The 19,205-nt window shown below is 44.3% G+C and carries 16 protein-coding genes and 1 pseudogene; 11 read left to right on the top strand and 6 right to left on the bottom strand.

Annotated elements, in window-relative coordinates:
- Positions 1-357: 357 nt before the first annotated feature.
- Positions 358-1,746: an ammonia-forming cytochrome c nitrite reductase gene (gene nrfA, locus K5R16_RS20565; protein ID WP_220740080.1), complete on the bottom strand. Its 1,389-nt coding sequence runs from the start codon at positions 1,744-1,746 to the stop codon at positions 358-360.
- A 268-nt stretch (positions 1,747-2,014) separates the two neighbouring features.
- On the opposite strand from nrfA, the gene K5R16_RS20560 reads away from it, so the two are divergent.
- Entirely contained in the window at positions 2,015-3,379 is a 1,365-nt protein-coding gene (locus K5R16_RS20560; protein WP_220740078.1) for an ADP-ribosylglycohydrolase family protein, read from the top strand.
- A gap of 33 nt (positions 3,380-3,412) precedes the next feature.
- On the opposite strand, the gene K5R16_RS20555 is transcribed toward K5R16_RS20560, so the two are convergent.
- From K5R16_RS20555 to K5R16_RS20545, 3 genes and pseudogenes are all read right to left on the bottom strand, one after another.
- Positions 3,413-4,312, bottom strand: a complete 900-nt coding sequence (locus tag K5R16_RS20555) for a helix-turn-helix transcriptional regulator (RefSeq protein WP_220740076.1) — start codon at positions 4,310-4,312, stop codon at positions 3,413-3,415.
- A 97-nt stretch (positions 4,313-4,409) separates the two neighbouring features.
- Positions 4,410-5,978: an Ig-like domain-containing protein gene (locus K5R16_RS20550; protein ID WP_220740074.1), complete on the bottom strand. Its 1,569-nt coding sequence runs from the start codon at positions 5,976-5,978 to the stop codon at positions 4,410-4,412.
- Positions 5,979-6,394: 416 nt separating this feature from the next.
- Positions 6,395-6,920, bottom strand: a pseudogene (locus K5R16_RS20545) (ammonia-forming cytochrome c nitrite reductase subunit c552); the annotation flags it as partial.
- A gap of 976 nt (positions 6,921-7,896) precedes the next feature.
- Between K5R16_RS20545 and K5R16_RS20540 the strand changes: the two are divergent.
- The 10 genes from K5R16_RS20540 to K5R16_RS20495 all read left to right on the top strand — a co-directional run bounded on the left by K5R16_RS20540 (position 7,897) and on the right by K5R16_RS20495 (position 16,054).
- Entirely contained in the window at positions 7,897-8,322 is a 426-nt protein-coding gene (locus tag K5R16_RS20540) for a hypothetical protein (protein WP_220740072.1), read from the top strand.
- An 89-nt stretch (positions 8,323-8,411) separates the two neighbouring features.
- On the top strand, positions 8,412-8,945 hold the full coding sequence (locus K5R16_RS20535; RefSeq protein WP_220740071.1) for a Na+/H+ antiporter subunit E: 534 nt from the start codon (positions 8,412-8,414) through the stop codon (positions 8,943-8,945).
- Positions 8,939-9,232: a monovalent cation/H+ antiporter complex subunit F gene (locus K5R16_RS20530; protein ID WP_220740069.1), complete on the top strand. Its 294-nt coding sequence runs from the start codon at positions 8,939-8,941 to the stop codon at positions 9,230-9,232. The genes K5R16_RS20535 and K5R16_RS20530 overlap by 7 nt, the downstream gene beginning before the upstream one ends.
- Positions 9,232-9,573 carry a monovalent cation/H(+) antiporter subunit G gene (gene mnhG, locus K5R16_RS20525; protein ID WP_220740066.1) on the top strand — a complete coding sequence of 114 codons (342 nt, stop codon included), beginning with the start codon at positions 9,232-9,234 and terminating at the stop codon, positions 9,571-9,573. Before K5R16_RS20530 ends, mnhG begins: the two co-directional genes overlap by 1 nt.
- A 32-nt stretch (positions 9,574-9,605) precedes the next feature.
- Positions 9,606-10,649: a Na(+)/H(+) antiporter subunit B gene (locus K5R16_RS20520; protein ID WP_374758414.1), complete on the top strand. Its 1,044-nt coding sequence runs from the start codon at positions 9,606-9,608 to the stop codon at positions 10,647-10,649.
- Positions 10,649-11,017 (top strand): cation:proton antiporter subunit C, encoded by a 369-nt coding sequence (locus K5R16_RS20515; protein WP_126507455.1) that lies wholly within the window; start codon positions 10,649-10,651, stop codon positions 11,015-11,017. The genes K5R16_RS20520 and K5R16_RS20515 overlap by 1 nt, the downstream gene beginning before the upstream one ends.
- A complete protein-coding gene (locus K5R16_RS20510; protein ID WP_220740064.1) occupies positions 11,011-12,489 on the top strand; it encodes a monovalent cation/H+ antiporter subunit D family protein in 1,479 nt (492 codons plus the stop codon). The genes K5R16_RS20515 and K5R16_RS20510 overlap by 7 nt, the downstream gene beginning before the upstream one ends.
- Positions 12,486-13,976, top strand: a complete 1,491-nt coding sequence (locus tag K5R16_RS20505; RefSeq protein WP_220740062.1) for a monovalent cation/H+ antiporter subunit D family protein — start codon at positions 12,486-12,488, stop codon at positions 13,974-13,976. Before K5R16_RS20510 ends, K5R16_RS20505 begins: the two co-directional genes overlap by 4 nt.
- Positions 13,966-14,355, top strand: a complete 390-nt coding sequence (locus tag K5R16_RS20500; RefSeq protein WP_220740060.1) for a hypothetical protein — start codon at positions 13,966-13,968, stop codon at positions 14,353-14,355. Before K5R16_RS20505 ends, K5R16_RS20500 begins: the two co-directional genes overlap by 11 nt.
- Entirely contained in the window at positions 14,342-16,054 is a 1,713-nt protein-coding gene (locus K5R16_RS20495) for a Na(+)/H(+) antiporter subunit D (RefSeq protein ID WP_220740059.1), read from the top strand. The genes K5R16_RS20500 and K5R16_RS20495 overlap by 14 nt, the downstream gene beginning before the upstream one ends.
- A 142-nt stretch (positions 16,055-16,196) precedes the next feature.
- Here the strand turns inward: K5R16_RS20495 and K5R16_RS20490 are convergent, their stop codons facing one another.
- Both K5R16_RS20490 and K5R16_RS20485 read right to left on the bottom strand, forming a co-directional pair.
- On the bottom strand, positions 16,197-16,685 hold the full coding sequence (locus K5R16_RS20490) for a DUF6985 domain-containing protein (protein WP_220740057.1): 489 nt from the start codon (positions 16,683-16,685) through the stop codon (positions 16,197-16,199).
- 225 nt (positions 16,686-16,910) lie between these two features.
- Positions 16,911-19,037, bottom strand: a complete 2,127-nt coding sequence (locus K5R16_RS20485; RefSeq protein ID WP_259649960.1) for a TonB-dependent siderophore receptor — start codon at positions 19,035-19,037, stop codon at positions 16,911-16,913.
- Between the last annotated feature and the right edge of the window lie 168 nt (positions 19,038-19,205).

Raw genomic sequence — 19,205 nt, 5'->3', positions numbered from 1 at the left:
CAGTATAAAGTTCCACATTCATTGCATAAAGCCAGTAGCTATTCGCAAGCCAGTAGTTCGTCAATAAGTATTATTTGAACGAGTAAAAGGGAAAGTTAATTAGAAAGAAAAATATAGCTGAATTTAGAGCAACAAATGATAGATGCCTATGCTTGCGGCAACTAGTCTATGATGGATTTAATACTGTAACTGCAACCATGGAATAAATAGGGACTGGAATAAGCTTTACCCTGTGCCAGTCGGGGTCCACTTATTTTAAAGCCCCTTGCGGGGCTTGCATGTTGTTAATGCCTATACGATAACAACTATTGTCGGTGGGGTAATGAAGATAAGACATTATCGTATAGGACTTATCTTTTACTTATTAAGCTTTGCCTCTCTTTCTTTAGCTTCTTTATCCCACTTGGGCAGAATAGTTTTCGAAAAGTTAGCTTTTTCGGCTTCTAACTTATCCATATCTAAGCCTATAGCTTTTTGTGCTTTTTCTTTAGTTGATATATCAGGAATAACTACAGGCTGTTTGACCCCCATAGTGCCGAGTAATCGAGCCAGCTTCACCCTTGCATCAGCTGATAAATCAATCGCGGTACCTAGAACCCTTAACGCTTCTTCTGGATTATGCATTGCTATACCATGCGAAGCTGTAGCATGATCCCAGCGCCATTGGGCGTTCCTAATATCATCTTGAATTGGTTTCAATTCAGCGTCTGTCGCTCCGGCTTCAATAGCTGCACCGGCTTCGAAATGGGCATGAACTAACTGAGTTTCTACCCGATCTTTAAGCTCATTAATCATTGTTTGACGCTTCTGTACAATGTCTAACATCTGTTCTTTGCTCTGTTCATGACAATTAGCACAAACCTGCTCAAAGCGATCAAACGGGTTGCCGACTTGATGGTCAGTAAACTTTCGTCCCTTATCATTGGTAATTTTAGGCATATGACAATCGATACAAGTGACATCGTTTTGGCCGTGCACGCCAGAACTCCATGTCTCGTAATCTGGATGCTGTGCTTTAAGCATTGGTGTTTTTGAGATTTGATGTGTCCAATCAACAAAATCTATAGAGTCGAAGAACTCTTCCACCTTGTCGGCTTCGACACCATTATCCCAAGGGAAGGCAGCTTTTTTACTGTCCTTCTCAAAGTAGTATTCAACGTGACACTGGCCACATACCATAGCTTTTCTGTCAGTTTTCGATGCACTGTCCCACTCTTTACCTATCTTATCCATTGCACGTTGTGCAAAAGGTCTGGATACACGAAGCTTAGACGAACCCGGTTCATGACAATCCTGACAACCAATAGTATTCACTATTTCTGGACCTGCTGAACTCCAAGTATTATTAAAGAACCCATCCTCCCCTTGCTCGGTAATTAACCTGGGAACGTCTGGACCTTTACATGACCAACACGCCATAGGTTGCAGATCTTTATGGTCTGCATCTGGACTACCAACTCTTAACGTACCACGTAGATCTGTGACCGCATATTGATGCCCTCTCGGAGTGTCATAATCCCTAGAAAATGCATAACCAGCCCACAATACGGCAAGATTTGGGTTTGCTTTTACTTCATCAATCTTCTTATCTTGAACAATGGTCTTTTTCCATGTTTTATACTGCTTTGGAAATTTTTTCGCGTATTGCTCACTTCTAGGATCTATTTCATCACCAGCCAAAGTTGAGGTAGACAAGCTAGCAATAACTATTGCTAGCGCTGTAATTTTTAAATTTATATTTAACATTTCACCACCTATTTATTTTATGTGGCTAAGTGTAAAACAGCGTTAAAGTTAAAAATATTTGAAAGCGTTTACCCTTGCATTAAAAATAATATAATTAAACACTTACTACATTAGCTTTAGTGTCTCAAGCCATTATCAATGATTCATCATGATGCAAAAGCAAATAAAGGCAGAGTTTACTTTCATTTATTTTCTGTTGATTTTTCAGTCATTCCATCACTATAGTAATAAAAATGTAACCGCTTTCACTCACTGAAGAATAGAGAACATGAAAATACTACTTGTTTTGTTTTTAGCCCTACTTGCTGTAAGTGCTTGCCAAGTATCAAACCGACCGACTCCCCATGAAAACGCTCAGTTAGCTGTTAATAAGCAAGCTTTGGAGCATGTCCCCGTTACTGCTCAAGTGATAAAAATCTCCAGAAAGGACTACAGAAATAAGCTTTATGGTTTTTGGCTAGGGCAATCTATTGCTAACTGGACAGGTCTGGTGACAGAAATGGACAAAATTGGTGATATTGGTGAACTCAAAACGGGTAACTTTTACATCACAGAGGATTGGGGAAAAGCAGATCAACCAAGTATTTGGGGGCAAGGGGTTCCTAGCGACTTGTCAGACACTATCGACTTTGTGTTCCGAGATCCTGGAGAAGTATGGGGATCTGATGATGATACTGATATTGAGTATATGTATCAGCACCTATTAGCCACCTACAACACCAGTATGTTAACTGCGGAACAGATCCGTGATGGTTGGTTAAAACATATTAAAAAGGATGAAGAAAATTACCTCTGGGTTTCAAATCAGCGCGCTTTTGACTTAATGGCTCAAGGCATGTTGCCACCAGAAACGGGAGCACCTAATAACAATGAACATTTTGACATGATAGACGCGCAGCTAACCACTGAGATATTTGGGCTATTCGCACCAAGCAGGCCCGACATAGCAATTAAAATGGCAGAACTGCCAATACAAACAACAGCGAGAAAGGATGCCGAATACATAGCCAAATTTTATGTGGTTATGCACTCACTTGCGTCAGCTGTAGATAAAGATATGCCTATTAAAGAGCAATTGTCATGGATGGCAACAGAGGCTCGCCAAGTATTACCTGATACTTCCTACGCAGCAGCCATGTATGATTACGTCACACAATTGCATGACTCAGGTATACCGTGGGAGCAAGCAAGGGATCAAATATACCAGCGATACCAAGTTAACCAGCAAGATGGCTATGATATAACGTCCAAACAGCTTTACTGTAATGGTTGTTTTGCAGCAGGCATTAACTTTGCAGCCAGTATCATCAGCTTGCATTATGGTGAAGGCGATATAAAGCAGACCATTAAGATTGGCTCATTGGCAGGTTGGGATTCAGATAATCCAACCGCAACATGGGGCGGGCTAATCGGCTTTATGATTGGCAAGCAAGGAATAGAAAAGGCATTTGATAGAAAATTTGCAAACCAGTTTAACATCCACCGCACTCGCCAAAACTTTCCGAATGACGGCATTGATACCTTTGAGAACATGGCTGAAACAGGCCTAAAAGTGATCGACAATGTTGTCATTGAATTGATGGATGGCTCCATTGAAAACAATATGTGGATTATTCCTGTCACTAAAAAATAGAAAAAGTGGGGTCATAGTCTGCCCCCTTATTATCTAGGCCAGTGGATCTTTAGCGCTCTTTCTTCGCTTAAAGGCTGCCGGAGTAAACCCCGTTAACCGCTTAAAATACTTATTAAAGTGAGTAATGTCTTCAAAACCGAGATCATCAGCAGTTTGTTGTACTGATAGACCGTCCATAACGAGCTTGCGTTTGATCTCAAGCGTGATTCTAAAATCGATCAATTGCTTGGTTGTGCGGCCACAACATGATTTGCACAGCTGGTTTAAGTTTTTGTAGCTAGTGTGCATCAACTCCGCATATTGAAGGGCTTCCCTAGCCTCAAAGTAGTGCTGTTCCACTAGACTAATAAACAGGTCGAAGCGCTCTTTTTGATGCTCGCTTAAGTGGCTAAGGTGACTCTTTCTCTGCCGACCTAATTTTATCAGTAAGCTAGAGAGTAGTAACTGCACCACCACATCATCGTCGGCACGCTCATAAATGGCCTTTTTCACCTCGCTTAACAGCACGTTGCAGCTTTCGTTTAAATCTTCAGGGAGTGTTGTTAGCACCGGTGATGACGCCATACTTTGGTGAAATGGTGCAAAGTAGGAGGTGCGAATATTGGCAGCGCTATCGGAGAAGAAGTCCGTACTGATGTTAACCATAGTACCTTGAGGCAAATCCTCCGGTTCGAAGGCGTGTACTTGATTGCGATTGACAAAAATAACACTGCCCGACTGATAGGGATAATGTTTGAAGTCAATAAGATGCTCCCCTTGCCCTTTGGTAATGAATAGGAAGCAGAAATAATTCACCCGGTGGGGTTGGCAGGGATCGAAGTCGTAGCGATTGAGCCGTGCTCGAAAGCACTCCAGATCCATGACTTCTATACCAGAATTCAATTTAGAGGGAGCTCGGTAGTGAATGTTGGGAATCGAATCGCAATTGTTCATGCATACCATTTTAACACCTCCATAAAAGAGTTTCTGTGACGCGACGGGTTAGCCAGCGACAAGTCGCCGCTGGCCAAAGAGTACTATTAAGAAAGTACTATAAGTGTATTTTCCCTATCCGATTAGCTCGCTCATCATAGTCATCCTCATGACAGCCTGAACAGCTATCAAAAGCACGAAGCCAAGGTTTCATATAGTCACCATCTGCCGAGAAGTGTCTTGAATCATCCTTAGCGCCATCTAGATCGATCTTGAACAGATGAGACTCACTAGGCATGTGACAATCGGTACACTTAGCGACGAATTCATGAACGGAAGCTTCAATGGCAAACTCCTTATTATGACAATCAGTACACTCGCGCACCATGGCATTACCATGACCAGGTTGATCTTGATATTTTTCAGACTGATGGGGGTTATGACAAGTTGAACAAGTGAAGTCCTTCTTCTTACCCATAGCCTCACCAGTGTCTGGATCTGTACCAATCATGGTTGTACCCGCATGACGGCCACCACGACCACCTCGGCGTCCTTCGGGGCCAAAACCAGTGTTCAAGCTCAAGCGTGCACCTTGGGTAACGCCACCAAAGACTTGGTCAAAGGGAGACAAATAATCAGGGTAACGTCTAACAGCATCATCAGTGGTGTGGCACTCAGTACAGGTAGCGGCCTTACCATAACTCATATCTTCTGCAAGGAAATCGTCAGTGACGCGAGCATCTGCAATCTTAACAATATTTTGTTTTGACGGCGTCTTAACATGTTCACTACCCGCACCATGACAACTTTCACATTGAACTCCAGTCATAGCAAATGTGCCGTCCATTCCTGGCATATCATCTTGTCGATTCGGATTGCGATTATCATTTTCAGTGTAATCCTGCCAACCTGTTGTATGGCATCTACCGCAGTAACCATAAGGATGTGAATCAGGTGCAGTATTAGGTTGGTAAGCATATGCATAGGGGATCTGCCCCCCTTTAGGAGCGACACCAACACCAGCCTTATCACCGGACATGATATAGCCATTCTGGTCGATGAACATCGCACTTTTCTTGTAGCCACCAATCACGTAACTGATGTCTTGCCAGCCCGCTGGGTTACCCAGAGTATTGTCTATATCCAACAGTTCTGGCGCACCAGCAAGAGAAGTGAAAGGATAAATAGGCTCCTCCCCCTCAACCTTAGTCAGCTTAAAATTATGACCCGTCTCGAAATAAGACTCCTTGTCCGTATGGCAAGAAACACAGGTATTGGAACCAACATAAGCCAGCCCTGAAGATGTCACTACAACAGTGACAATTGACTCTGCATTGCCACCGTTACCATCTGAGATAACGTAATTGAGTATGCTAGTACCGGCCTCAAGAGGTTCGAACAAGATCATATTATCCTCAATCGATGCAGCTCCTGTCCCTTCTGACACAGTTACGGTTTCGATCGTCAATGCATCACCATCTGGATCGGTATCATTGGCCAAGGCATCGATAATACTGTTACTGCCTATGGTAGCTTGCGCATCTACCGGATTAGCGATCGGTGGGTTGTTAACTGGGACTACTGGATCGCCATTATCATCATCGCTGCCACATGCACTCAGAGTGCTGAGAAGCAGAGCTGCTATAAGTGTCTTGCGTGGGGCACTTGGCCCGTTAAAATTCATCATCATCATTTCCCTTTATTAGTTGACACAATTGGCCCTAGCTATGGGATTTAACCGGAGCGCATTAACACGTTCGTTTGTTAAATTAATGCTAAAACCCATAGCAAAGTAGGTCAGTAAAGGTCTGGAAATTGCCGATTAAATACCGAAACAGAGGAGTGTGACGCAAAGCATTACTGCCACCCATAAGATGCAAATGATTAACGTACTTGCCACAACATTAATACTGAATAGAGGTTAATTGAAGAGAAAGGATGGACGAAACCTGCGAACACTGTAGTCGCACCTATAGACTAAATAGGGACAGGGTTAAGGTTTACTCTGTACCAGACGGGGTCCACTTATTTAAAGCACTATACGATAACAACTATTGTCGATGGGGTAATGAAGATAAGGCACCATTGTATAGGGCTTATCTTTTACTTATTAAGCTTTGACTCTCTTTCTTTAGCTTCATTGTCCCAGTTGCGCAGAACAGTTTTTAAAAAGTTGGCTTTTTCTGCTTCCTGCTTATCCATATCTAAGCCTATATTGCTAAGTAATCGAGCGAGCTTCACCCTAGCATCAGCAGACAAATCAATCACTGTTCCTAATACTCTTAACGCTTCTTCAGGATTATGCGTTGCTATACCATGTGAAGCAGTCGCGTGATCCCAGCGCCATTAGGCGTGCCTAATATCATCTTGAATAGGCTTAAGGTCAGCTTCAGATGCTCCAGCTTTAATAGCGGCACCCGCTTCGTAATGGGCGTGAACCAACTGAGTTTATCCCCTATCTTTAAGCTCATTAATCATTGGTAATTTTAGGCATATGACAATCGATACAAGTGATATCGTTTTGGCCGTGTACGCCAGAACTCCATGTTTCGTAATCTGGATGCTGTGCTTTTAGCATCGGTGTTTTTGAGATTTGATGTGTCCAATCAACAAAGTCTATAGAGTCGAACTGCTTATGCCCTATATCAGTAATATCTATATTGGTCGCCTTGATAACTTCAACTTTTGAACCTTTATAACTGACACGGTTACTTTCCGGTGAAAAAGAAGCCCAGATTAAACAGGTGCTCTCGCCGAATTAACACGTGGAACTGAGTAACTAATTTTTTAGGCTAAGCCAACGTACTAAGTACGCCTCACCTCGCTTATCTTTCAATTAACCCTAAAAAATCCGACAATCGTGCTACCTGAAATAATAAATTTGGTAATTAGATAGAATGCTAACACCTAAAGAAATAAGACTAGAGAAACCAGTCTCCCGCACTATCAACAAAAACAAAACTTATTCTGTTCCACTTAGCTTGAAAGCAATAATATAACAACAGCAAGCTAAATATAATTAATCAAAAACGCTTCTTGTAATACCTAAACACTCTTGAGTAACTTCCTCTTAGTGAAATAAATTACCAACCGGTTTGTAATTTTAGCCGACGCCGAAGCTTAAGATAACCTTAAATATAACCATAAACGAGCTTAACTTAACATAAACCGAAACTTAAACATTTCAGAAGCAGCATCAAACAAATGTAAAAACAAAAGCATAAACATTTAAAATACAAACACCTAGAAAAACACTTCGCAATTCCCGATGAGTAAGCCAACAATTACCGAGTTTACACAAAATAGCGATTTGCTCTTAACTATCAGGGTCAACAAGTGACGATGTACAACAACAGAATAAATAGTGAGTAAAAGTAGCTAATGAGATTTATAGAGCAAGACTCTACAAGCTAGTGTTCACTCCAATATAAATAGCTCAATATTAGGAAAAATAAATATTTAGTCATTGTAGAGAATGTCTAGAGCTGACATTATAACATTATGGAATAGTTTTAATAATATATTACAAGTGCTAACCACTATAAATAAATGACACTTTATATTACTGGCACGCTAATAAGTAAATGTATAAACAAGGAGTTAAAATGAAGAACAGCCTGTTATTAACGCTTTTAGCATTGACAATGACCTTATCCTTTTCTGTATTTGCAACTTCAAAAACTCCAGCAGAAGAGGAGCAAGTGGTACTTAACTCTTGCATGTCACTTGAAAATATCCCAGCTAGCTCTTGTATTCACTACGTTCAGGGGTTTCTAGCAGGTTCATTAGCTCCAAAATCTGATTACGTTTTGCGTGAAACATCGGGAGAATTTATCGATAGGGCCTATCAAACTCGGGTAGGCAAACGCACATCGAAGGAGCAACCAGTCCAATTATGCCTGCCTAAAAATGAAAGTGTTGAGCACATAGCAAAGCGCCTTGTTGGACATTTGTCATATCCGCTCGAATCGATGCAGTTGCTACACACGCAAATTTTCAATGCACTTGAAGCTGAATATTCATGTCTGTAACTTACTGTGAGTTACAGATAAAGCTTGGTTGCACTGCCATGTATTGACCCTCACCCCAATGAACTTATTGGTAAAGGTAGAAAGTGAACATGAAAAATAACATATTCTTAGACAAAAATACTTCAGATAAAACAACGAGAAACCTGCCGAGCCACACTCTGAGTCTCTTTTTAAGCTTGTCCCTCTTTTGGTGGATTAACTCAAATTACAGCAACGTACTGCTGTTATCACTGGGAGCGGCTTCAATCCTGCTAGTGCTCTACATCGCACACCGGATGGATGTGATTGACCATGAATCTCAGCCTATTCACCTTTCAGTAAACATGCCTAACTACGTGATATGGCTAACCAAAGAGGTCATTATTTCTAACATTTCGGTGGTCAAACATGTCTGGCTTGGCAATAGCAGCATCTCCCCAACACTTGCCACGATAGATGTCAGTCAGCGCACAGATCTCGGCAAGGTTATCTACGCCAACTCCATCACCTTGACGCCGGGTACAGTCACAGTCGACATCGTCGGTGATCGTATGACCATACACGCATTGATCAAGGACAATATTGATACCTTAAAAACTGGCGAAATGGATCGCCGAGTCACTGAAATGGAAAGCCGATGTTAACTGCAGCCACAATCGCAATTCTTGTTGTCATGCTCCTAGCGATCATTCGCTGTGTCGTGGGGCCTACGCTCTACGATCGGATCTTGGCATTTAATATGTTTGGCACTAAAACAGTGCTACTGATCTCGATACTGGGCTTTTTAATGGGCCGTCCAGAGTTTCTCGATATCGCTCTGGTATACGCCCTGATCAACTTTATCAGTGTTATCGGCGTACTTCGCTTCTCTGATTCAGTTGAGTTTAAGCATTCGCCTCAACAGCAAGCACCGACTAAAGAGGATAAATAATGAGTCTCATACTCGAGATCGGCAGTGGCTTATGTCTACTGCTAGGTAGCTTTATTTGTCTATCAGGTGGTGTTGGAATCTTGCGCTTCCCAGATTTCTATACTCGCATACATGCAGTAGGGGTCACTGACACCTTAGGAGCAGGGCTGATACTCACTGGCCTGATGCTAATATCCCCTGACGGGCTAGTACTACTTAAGTTGATCATGATTTTACTGTTCACCCTATTTATTAACCCTACAGCAAGTCATGCATTGGCCAAGGCTGCGCTGCGCAACAACTTAAAGCCCGTGCTCGACGACTCAAGCGACAAAGGAGGGGACAAGCCATCGAAACTATAGTTGATGTCGTTCTATTAAGCTTTCTCGTCATTATTGCAATAGCCATTGTACGGACCAAAGATCTGTTGGCCGTAGTGATGTTAACTGGGATCTACGGCTTACTCTCCGCGAGCTTCTTTGTTGTACTCGATGCTGTCGATGTGGCCTTTACTGAGGCAGCTGTAGGTGCTGGAATTTCTGGTTTGCTGATGCTGGCAGCTATCACCATGACTGGTCGCAGTGAAGCGCCTAAACGTCATAAACCTTTGCTGGCTTTGCTAGTGGTATTTATTACAGGTGGCATGCTGATCTACGGCACCTTAGATATGCCCTACTTTGGCAGTTTTGACGCACCGGTTCATCAACATGTTGCCCCTCGCTATATTAATGACTCGATGCAGGAGGTCGGTGTTCCCAACATTGTCACCTCAGTACTTGGTAGCTACCGTGCATTTGATACCTTAGGTGAGGTCGCCGTTATCTTTACTGCAGGTATTGGCGTGCTGTCACTGCTATCACTACCTCTACGTCGCAGGTCAAGTAAATTAGATGAGAGCAGTTCTGAAAATAGCAGTAACAACAGCCAAAAAGACCAGATGCATGAGCAGCATATGGTGCTGCGCATTGTTAGCAAAGTATTGATCCCCTTTATCTTACTGTTTGCGCTCTATGTGCAGTTCCACGGTGACTTTGGTCCTGGTGGCGGGTTCCAGGCGGGTGTGATCTTTGCAGCTGCAATCATCCTCTATGCCATGTTATTTGGGTTAGACACCGCAAGGCGCGTCTTCAATCAATCGATAATCCGACTTATCGCAGCTATCGGCTTGCTGCTCTATGCCAGTGTCGGTGTCGTCTCGCTATTTAACGGTGGTAACTTCTTAGATTACAACGTACTTGCAGCCGATCCCATTGCTGGTCAGCACATAGGTATTTTACTTATCGAGTTGGGGGTTGGCTTCACTGTTACCGCAGTAATGATCATTATCTTTTTTAACTTTGCAGGTCGCAGAGAAGCTCAGCAGCAAGCCACTGAGCAGGACAGCCCTGAGCTAAACGTTACTCAAGCAAACAGTACTGAACAAAAAGGGGGAGAGTGATGTTACTAGGACTCTATAACTACTGGATCGTGGTACTGCTGATGATGATCGGTTTCTATATCGTTATCGCCCATGGCAACCTGATCAAGAAATTGGTTGGCTTAACCATTTTCCAAACATCGGTTTTTATCTTTTACATCAGTATGGGCAATGTCGATAGCGGTAGTGCCCCCATCTTGGCTGAAGGTGTAGCTCGCTACTCTAACCCTCTCCCCCATGTGCTTATTCTCACTGCAATTGTTGTTGGTATTGCAACGACGGCGCTCGGCCTTGCACTAGTAGTAAGAATCAAAGAGTCCTATGGCTCTATCGAGGAAGATGAGATTCAAATTCAAGATCAGCTCACTGAGGATAAAACATCGTGCTAGCCCATCTGCCTATTTTACAAGTTATTGTGCCACTGATGGCTGCGCCTTTATGCTTGTTCCTAAATCGCTCTAAGCTGGTATGGCTGTTTGCCCTACTCGTGAGCGCTTTTACCTGCGCCAATAGTATATTTCTACTGCAACAGGTGATGAGCTCAGGCACCATCACCTATCAGCTTGGTGGATGGGATGCCCCTTGGGGGATCGAATATCGCATCGATGAACTCAATGCACTCTTACTGCTGATCATATCAACCATCGGCACGGTAGTGCTATTTGCAGCACATACCAGCATTCAAAAAGAGCTAGCAGAAGATCGCCACACGCTCTTTTATAGCCTGTACCTGCTGTCTATAACGGGTATGTTTGGCATCGTCTCCACTGGTGATCTGTTTAACGTATTCGTATTTTTGGAGATATCGTCGCTATCGGCCTATGCATTGATTGGGCTTGGCAAAGATAGACGCGCCCTTTGGGCCGCCTATCAATATCTGATCATGGGCACTATCGGCGCAACATTCATTTTGATCGGCATCGGCTTGCTGTACCAGATGACAGGTACGCTAAATATGGCAGATATCGCCAGCCGGCTTGCCGAGGTTAACCAAACCCGCACTGTATTTGCCGCCTTTGTCTTTTTGATTGTCGGCGTCTGTCTGAAGCTAGCACTGTTCCCACTGCATCTATGGTTGCCTAATGCTTACGCTTACGCTCCCTCAATCGTCACCGCTTTCCTTGCTGCTACGGCAACCAAAGTGGCGGTTTACCTACTGATCCGATTAAGCTTTACCATATTTGGTATCGAGTTCTCATTCTCTAGCCTACCGCTACAAAACATATTTTTGGTGCTCGGCTTGGTCGGTATATTCGCAGCATCTACTGCGGCAATATATAAAACCAATGTCAAACATATCTTCGCCTACTCGAGCATCGCTCAGGTTGGCTATATGATCGTTGGCTATGCCATCCAAACCCCTACCGGCCTAATGGCTACCCTGCTGCACCTGTTCAACCACGCTTTGATGAAGAGCGCACTATTTTTAGCATTAGGCGCAGTGATGTACCGCATCGGCAGTGTACAACTAAGTCAGTTCCAAGGGCTAGGTAGGCAGATGCCGCTCACCATGGCAGCTATTGTTGTCGCTGGTTTAAGTTTGATTGGCGTGCCATTAACCGTTGGTTTTGTCAGCAAATGGTATCTGCTTGTTGCCGCCGTAGAGGTGGGAATGTGGCCGGTAGCAGTACTCGTATTACTGGGCTCACTACTGGCTGTGATTTATATCTGGCGCATCGTTGAGATTGCCTACTTTAAGCCCCCTCTACCGGGCCGTGAACCGGTTCAGGAAGCCCCTTGGACCTTCCTTGCCCCAATCTGGGCACTGGTACTGGCCAACATCTATTTTGGCATCGATACCCGCCTTAGTGTGCAGGTGGCACAGGCGGCCTCTCAAAGTTTGTTTGGAATTAACCCATGAATCTATCGTTGGAGCTGTTACTGCAGCTAACCATTATCTTGCCTTTACTCGCTACTCTGGCGATTGTGGCAACGGGAAAACATCCCAACCTTCGTGAGGCTGTCACCATCAGTTTCAGCCTTGCGGTGCTCTTTTGTGTGGTAAACCTCTATCAAGGGCTTAGTGCTGGCGCATCTATCGAGGTATTTTGGTGGCAATTGCTGCCAGGCTTAGAAGTCAGCTTTGTGGTTGAGCCACTCGGCATGTTATTCGCCCTCATTGCTAGCTTTCTTTGGCTAATCACCACCCTGTATGCCATCGGCTATATGCGCGGCCACGGTGAGGATAACCAAACTCGCTTCTACCTCTGCTTCGCCTTAGCGATAAGCGCAGTGATGGGACTGGCATTTTCTGCCAACCTATTCACACTATTCATCTTCTACGAAGTATTAACCCTCTCCACTTACCCATTAGTGACTCACGCTGGCACTGAAAAGGCCAAACAGGGGGGACGTGTATATCTTGGTATCTTGCTTGGCACCTCTATTGCCTTCTTCCTGCTAGCGATTATCTTAACGTGGTTTGTGGCTGGCACTTTGGACTTCACCGCAGGCGGCGTATTTGGCGATAATGTCGATACTAGCTTAGCGGGCGTAATACTGGTGCTGTTTGTATTTGGTATTGGTAAAGCGGCCATCATGCCGTTTCATCGCTGGCTACCTGCCGCTATGGTGGCGCCAACTCCTGTGAGCGCGCTACTGCATGCCGTCGCAGTTGTTAAGGCTGGAGTGTTCACCATATTAAAGGTCTGCGTGTTTATCTTTGGTATCGAGCTATTGCCAACCCTGCCGACAACCGAGTTCCTGCTGTATTTAGCAGGCGCATCTGTGCTGCTCGCCTCGATTGTAGCGATGCGTCAGGACAACTTGAAAGCAAGATTAGCCTACTCAACAGTAAGCCAGCTCGGCTATATCACCATAGGCGCGTTGCTGGCCACCTCATCTGGGGTTATCGGCAGCTCGATGCACATTGCCACCCACGCATTTGGTAAGATCACCCTGTTCTTTTGTGCAGGTGCAATCTTGGTTGCAACCCATAAATCTAAAATCAGTGAGATGCGTGGCCTTGGCTTTACTATGCCAGTCACCATGTTCGCATTTTTTATCGCTAGCCTAAGTATTATTGGCGTGCCACCTGCTGGCGGTACATGGAGTAAGTGGTTCCTGTTGATGGGCACCATGGAAACAGGTTATTGGGTCATTATGATGGTATTGATGGTGAGTTCATTACTTAATATCGCTTACCTATTGCCTATTCCCTACCATGCGTTCTTCCCAGGTAAGGACCACCCTGCAGCAAAGACAGGCATCAAAGAGGCGCCAATGGTGTCATTAGTCGCGCTATCTATCACAACTTTGGGTTGCCTAATCTTATTTATCTATCCGCAACCTCTCTATGAATTGGCCAAAACCATCTTAACGGTACCTGGAGTCAGCCATGCCCGATAACAAGGAAAGTACTAACAAAGAGAACAACAAAGAGAACAAGCAGTACTTCTTTGATAACCCCAAAAATACTAAGTGGGTTATGAATATCTTCTATGCCTGCTGTGTACTTGTTGTCGTGCTTGATTTTGTTATCAATCGCCATGTTTACCATAGCTGGGAAAACCTGCCACTCTTCTACCCCCTCTATGGCTTTGTGGGCTGTGTCGTCTTGGTCGTCATCGCTCGCTGGATGCGCACCTTTTTGATGCGCTCAGAGGATTACTACGATGATGACGATCTTGATAATAACAATATAGAAAACAATGATGAAAATACCCAATTGGCTGCCAACAATCAGACTGAAAACAAAAAAGTAGGTGATCACAATGTGGATGCTTGAGATACCGCCCTTTACCCTGTTCTTTCTAGGCGGGCTTATTGCTGCACTGACTCAGGGCAAGCTACGCGGGGCGATAATGGTGGCGATTCCAGTCATTAGCGCAATGCACCTGTGGACAGTGCCAGAGGGCATTCACCTGCAGATGACATTTTTAGATTATGAATTAGTGCCCTATCGCGCTGATAAACTGAGCTTGATGTTTGGCTATGTATTTCATATCGCCGCATTCATCTCCATTATCTACTCGCTGCATGTTAAAGATACCGTACAGCAAGTTGCAGCTATGCTCTATGCAGGTAGTGCGCTAGGCGCAGTATTTGCTGGTGATCTGCTAACGCTATTTGTGTTTTGGGAGCTACTGGCATTTACCTCAGTATTTCTGATCTGGGCACGTAGAACCTCCCGCGCTTATCATGCTGGTATGCGCTACCTTATCATTCAGGTGCTATCGGGCGTCATCTTGCTCGTCGGGGCGCTATTTTATGCCTCTGAAACAGGCTCACTGGCCTTTGACTATATTGGCCTAGATAGTATCGCTGGCTGGCTGATATTTATCGCCTTTGGTATCAAATGTGCTTTCCCGTTTTTCCATAACTGGCTCACAGATGCCTACCCGGAAGCCACGCCAACGGGTACGGTTATCCTCAGTGCATTTACCACTAAGGTCGCCGTTTATGCCCTAGCGCGTGCCTACCCAGGTACTGAGCTTTTAGTTTACATTGGCGCAGCCATGACCTGCTTCCCTATCTTCTTTGCCGTCATTGAGAATGATCTTCGCCGCGTACTGGCCTATAGCTTGATAAACCAAGTAGGCTTTATGGTGGTCGGTATCGGGATCGGTACTGCACTGGCAATCAACGGTGCTATTGCACATGCTTTTAACGATGTGATCTTCAAAGGTCTGCTGTTTATGAGCATGGGCGCGGTGCTGCATATGACCGGCAGAATCAACGGTTCAGATCTCGGCGGCCTGTATAAGACTATGCCCAAGACCACTATACTCTGTATTGTCGGTGCGGCCTCTATCTCAGCCTTCCCGCTGTTTAGTGGTTTTGTCAGTAAATCTATGGTGATGTCAGCAGCACTTGAAAACGGTTATGACTGGATCTGGTTGATGCTACTGTTCGCCTCTGCAGGCGTGTTCCATCATGCTGGGATCAAGATCCCCTACTTTGCCTTCTTCGCCCACGACTCAGGTCTACGCGCTAATGATCCACCGCGCAATATGTTATTCGCTATGTTTATCGCTGCGAGTTTGTGTATTGCCATCGGCATCTATCCGCAAGCGCTATACTCGCTGCTGCCATATGATACAGGTTACAACCCGTATGATGCGACCCATGTGTTAGCGCAAACTCAACTACTACTGTTCTCTGCCTTAGCCTTTGTTTGGTTAAACTTGAGAAACATGTATCCGCCAGAGTTGCGCTCGACCAACTTAGATGTGGATTGGATCTACAGGCGCGCCATTCCCAATGTGCTTGCCAAAGTATTTGCGGTTATTTGGCAAGCCGATGGAGCACTGCGCAACGCGGTGACGAGTAGACTAAGCCAATGCCAACGCTTTATTGCTAGCAAGCATAAAGGTTTAGGCGGCCTGCTTTCAGGCTCATACCCAGCTGGCAATATGGTGCTCTGGGTAGGCGTGCTACTGGCGGCTTATCTGTTTATCGGCTTTGTGAGTAAGTTGACGGCTTAGCTAGAGAGTTTAAGTTAATAGCTTTTATTTAGAAGTAAAAAGAAGAGCAGATAATTGAGGCGGTTTGCATTAGGGGATGTGCGCCGCTTTTTTTGTGCAAAATATGGGGAGAGTCTGACGCCTCCCGCTTAATTGAAGTGGACTATAGCTCGCTATACACAACCTGTTCGCCGCCTTGCGAAATAACCTCATCAGCTTGGATCACCAGCCCAAAGCCATGTTCTGCATCCCAAGCACATTCAAAAATAATCCCGACTGCACTTTTGTCAGGGTGATGTAAAACAAATGCAGAGACTTGCATTAATTTAAAGATGTCTCCCGCATGCATATCTTCTTTGTTCACCGCGCCACAACGAGTCTCATAAAGCTCTGAATCTTCATCAAACACATCTAGAAATTCAGATTCTTCAAGCAGTTCTTGATAGTTTTCATTCATGTAATTACAGACAAGTGCATAAATACGCTGCTCATTATCGATAAACCATTGCTGCATGCTATCTGTAATGGAAAGGTCTTCTTGGGTGAGAAACCCAACGCTACCGTACGCTTTAAAATCATACCAAGCACTCAGCTCTGTCATGCCCTCATGCAATTCAGAACCCGCTTTCCAAGTAATATTTAATGGCTTCATCATAGACTCGCAAAAAGTAGAAATTATATTTGAAATAACTGAAAATTAGTATGTAGTTCAAGCACAAACGAGCAATATTATATTAAAGAAGCAATACTAACGAATGCTATAGCCAAGCCAGCGATTCTTACTCTCTTAATTAATGATGGGTTAATCTACACGACAAAAAAGCCATAGCGGTTGCTATGGCTTTTATCTGAATGACTCAATCACACTAAATCACACTTAAAAGCGATATTTCACATTCGCGTTAATAGTACGGCGCTGCCCATAGAAACAATCACCTCGAGCTAAACAACTGGTAATCACAGTATCATCAGTAAGATTGTCAACATTGACGCTGATATCGAACTGGTCAAATTCATAACCAATCATCATATCAAACAGGTGATAACTGTCAGTTGTAAGTGCTTTATGTGCAACGGTACCGTCTGGCAATACCACATCAATGCTGCCATCAGAGGTTTCACCTACAAAGCGGTAACCAACACCCGCCTTGAAACCTTGCCAGAATGACTGTGGGCGGTAAGTCACCCAAGTCGACAGCATATTGTCTGGCATAGCAGCAAGTTTGGCACCATCTTCACCGGTGGTCGATGAGTGCTTAGTAGAGTCGGTATAGGCGTAGCTGGCATAAACGTCAATCTCATCCCACTCTAACTGCGCTTCTAGCTCCAAGCCTTGAATCTCGACTTCCCCAAGCTGCAAGGTTAAATCTGGACCTGCTGATTGTTTACGGTTTTTATCGGTAATATCGTAAATAGATGCGGTAAACAGATGCTCAGTGCCACTCGGTTGGTACTTAACACCCACCTCATATTGCTCACCTTCTTGTGGTTTAAATGGCGTACCCACTTCATTAGAACCATAAATAGGCAAGAAAGACTGTGAATAACTCACATAAGGTGCGATGCCAGAATCAAAGCTATACAGTATTCCGAGTCGACCGGTAGTGGCACTTTGGTCTTGTGTGCCAACTACAGCCGTTTCAGATTCAATTTTATCATGGCGCAGTGCACCACTAATCACCCAGCCACCAAATTTAATAGAGTCTTGCAGGTAAACCCCAAGTTGCTTGCTGGTTTCAGCAGGGGTATCCGGAATATCTGCACTTGTTGGATAACTCTCAGGGTTGACGCCATATTTGGGGTTATAGATATCAATCAAACCGCCGCCGTTCCAGACAAACAGTCGATCAGTATCAATTTCAACATCTTGATAGTCGATTCCAAACGTCAGGTTATGCTCAACATCACCAGTATCAAACTGTGCTTGTAGGCGCAGATCTGAGGTGTACGCCTCTGCAGTTGCATCACTCATAGAAATAGAGCGTAGCAATGAGCGATCATCCGCCTGTAATGCAAACGGCCAAGCATACATAGTCCGGTAGGTTGATTCACTATCAACATAACGAGTTGCCCAGTGAATAGACATATAGTCATTCAGGTCTTGGTCAACCATTAACGTCACTGCACGTTGTTCAGTGTCATATTGGTCAAAGCCAGGCTCACTAACAAAACGTTCACTTGGGATCTGGCCATTAGGAGCAGGCAATATCGTCCCGACATGGGGGAAGAATTGGGTACTTGAACCAGACTCATTTTTTTGTAGATTGGCTAATACAGTGATTTTGGTACTGTCAGTCGCAAACCAGCTCAGAGCAGGTGCAATAAAGTAACTATTATCTTCTACGTGATCAGTTTGCGTGTCGCTGTCACGATATAGGCCGGTTAAGCGATACAAAAGGGTTTCATCATCATCGAAAGACCCCGTCACGTCTGCTGCAAGCTGCTTACGATCGTAACTACCCGCCTGTGCCCAAATCTCCCCTTTTTGCTCAGCTTCCGGACGTTTGGTCACTAAGTTAATAATACCGCCCGTAGAACCTTGGCCATAGAGTACCGATGATGGACCTTTTAAGATCTCTATCTGCTGCAGCATATAGGGGTTGGTACGCACATTATTGTAATTGCCAAACATCATCTGCAATCCATCTTGGTATTGCAGTGGTGACACACCTCGTATTTGCGCCCAATCGCCGCGAGTATCAACACCATAAGGGCCATTATAAACCCCAGCCACGTATCCTATGGCGTCTTGAACATTTTCTGCGCCTAGGTCAGTAATACGCTTTTCGGTTAATACTGAAATTGAAGATGGCGTCTCAATAATCGGCATATCCGTTTTGGCTGCAGAAGCACTGACATATGAGATCAGCCCTTTACCACTGATAGTAATCACTTCCATTTCACTGTCATCAACGGCTTTTTTCTGTACTTGCTCTTCAGCCCAACTAGGTAGAGCTGTAAGGGACATCGCGAGCAGCAATCCTGGGTATTTTAATTTAAACATTTTGTTTATCTTCAGCCTCATTGTTAATACAAGCAGAAATCTAAATACGCTAAAAAGGCCGAGATCTTAATGAAAACGATAATCAATCTCAACAAAATTTACAATTGGTTCACTGAAGTGACATCATGAATTGGAGAGTTAAAAATGGGCAGGTAAAGTGAATAATGG

The sequence above is a fragment of the Shewanella sp. c952 genome, from assembly GCF_019654975.1.
In the GTDB taxonomy this organism is placed as follows: Bacteria; Pseudomonadota; Gammaproteobacteria; order Enterobacterales; family Shewanellaceae; genus Shewanella.
The sequence above is the reverse complement of the archived record's forward strand: the minus strand, read 5'-3'. Positions and strand labels throughout refer to the sequence as shown.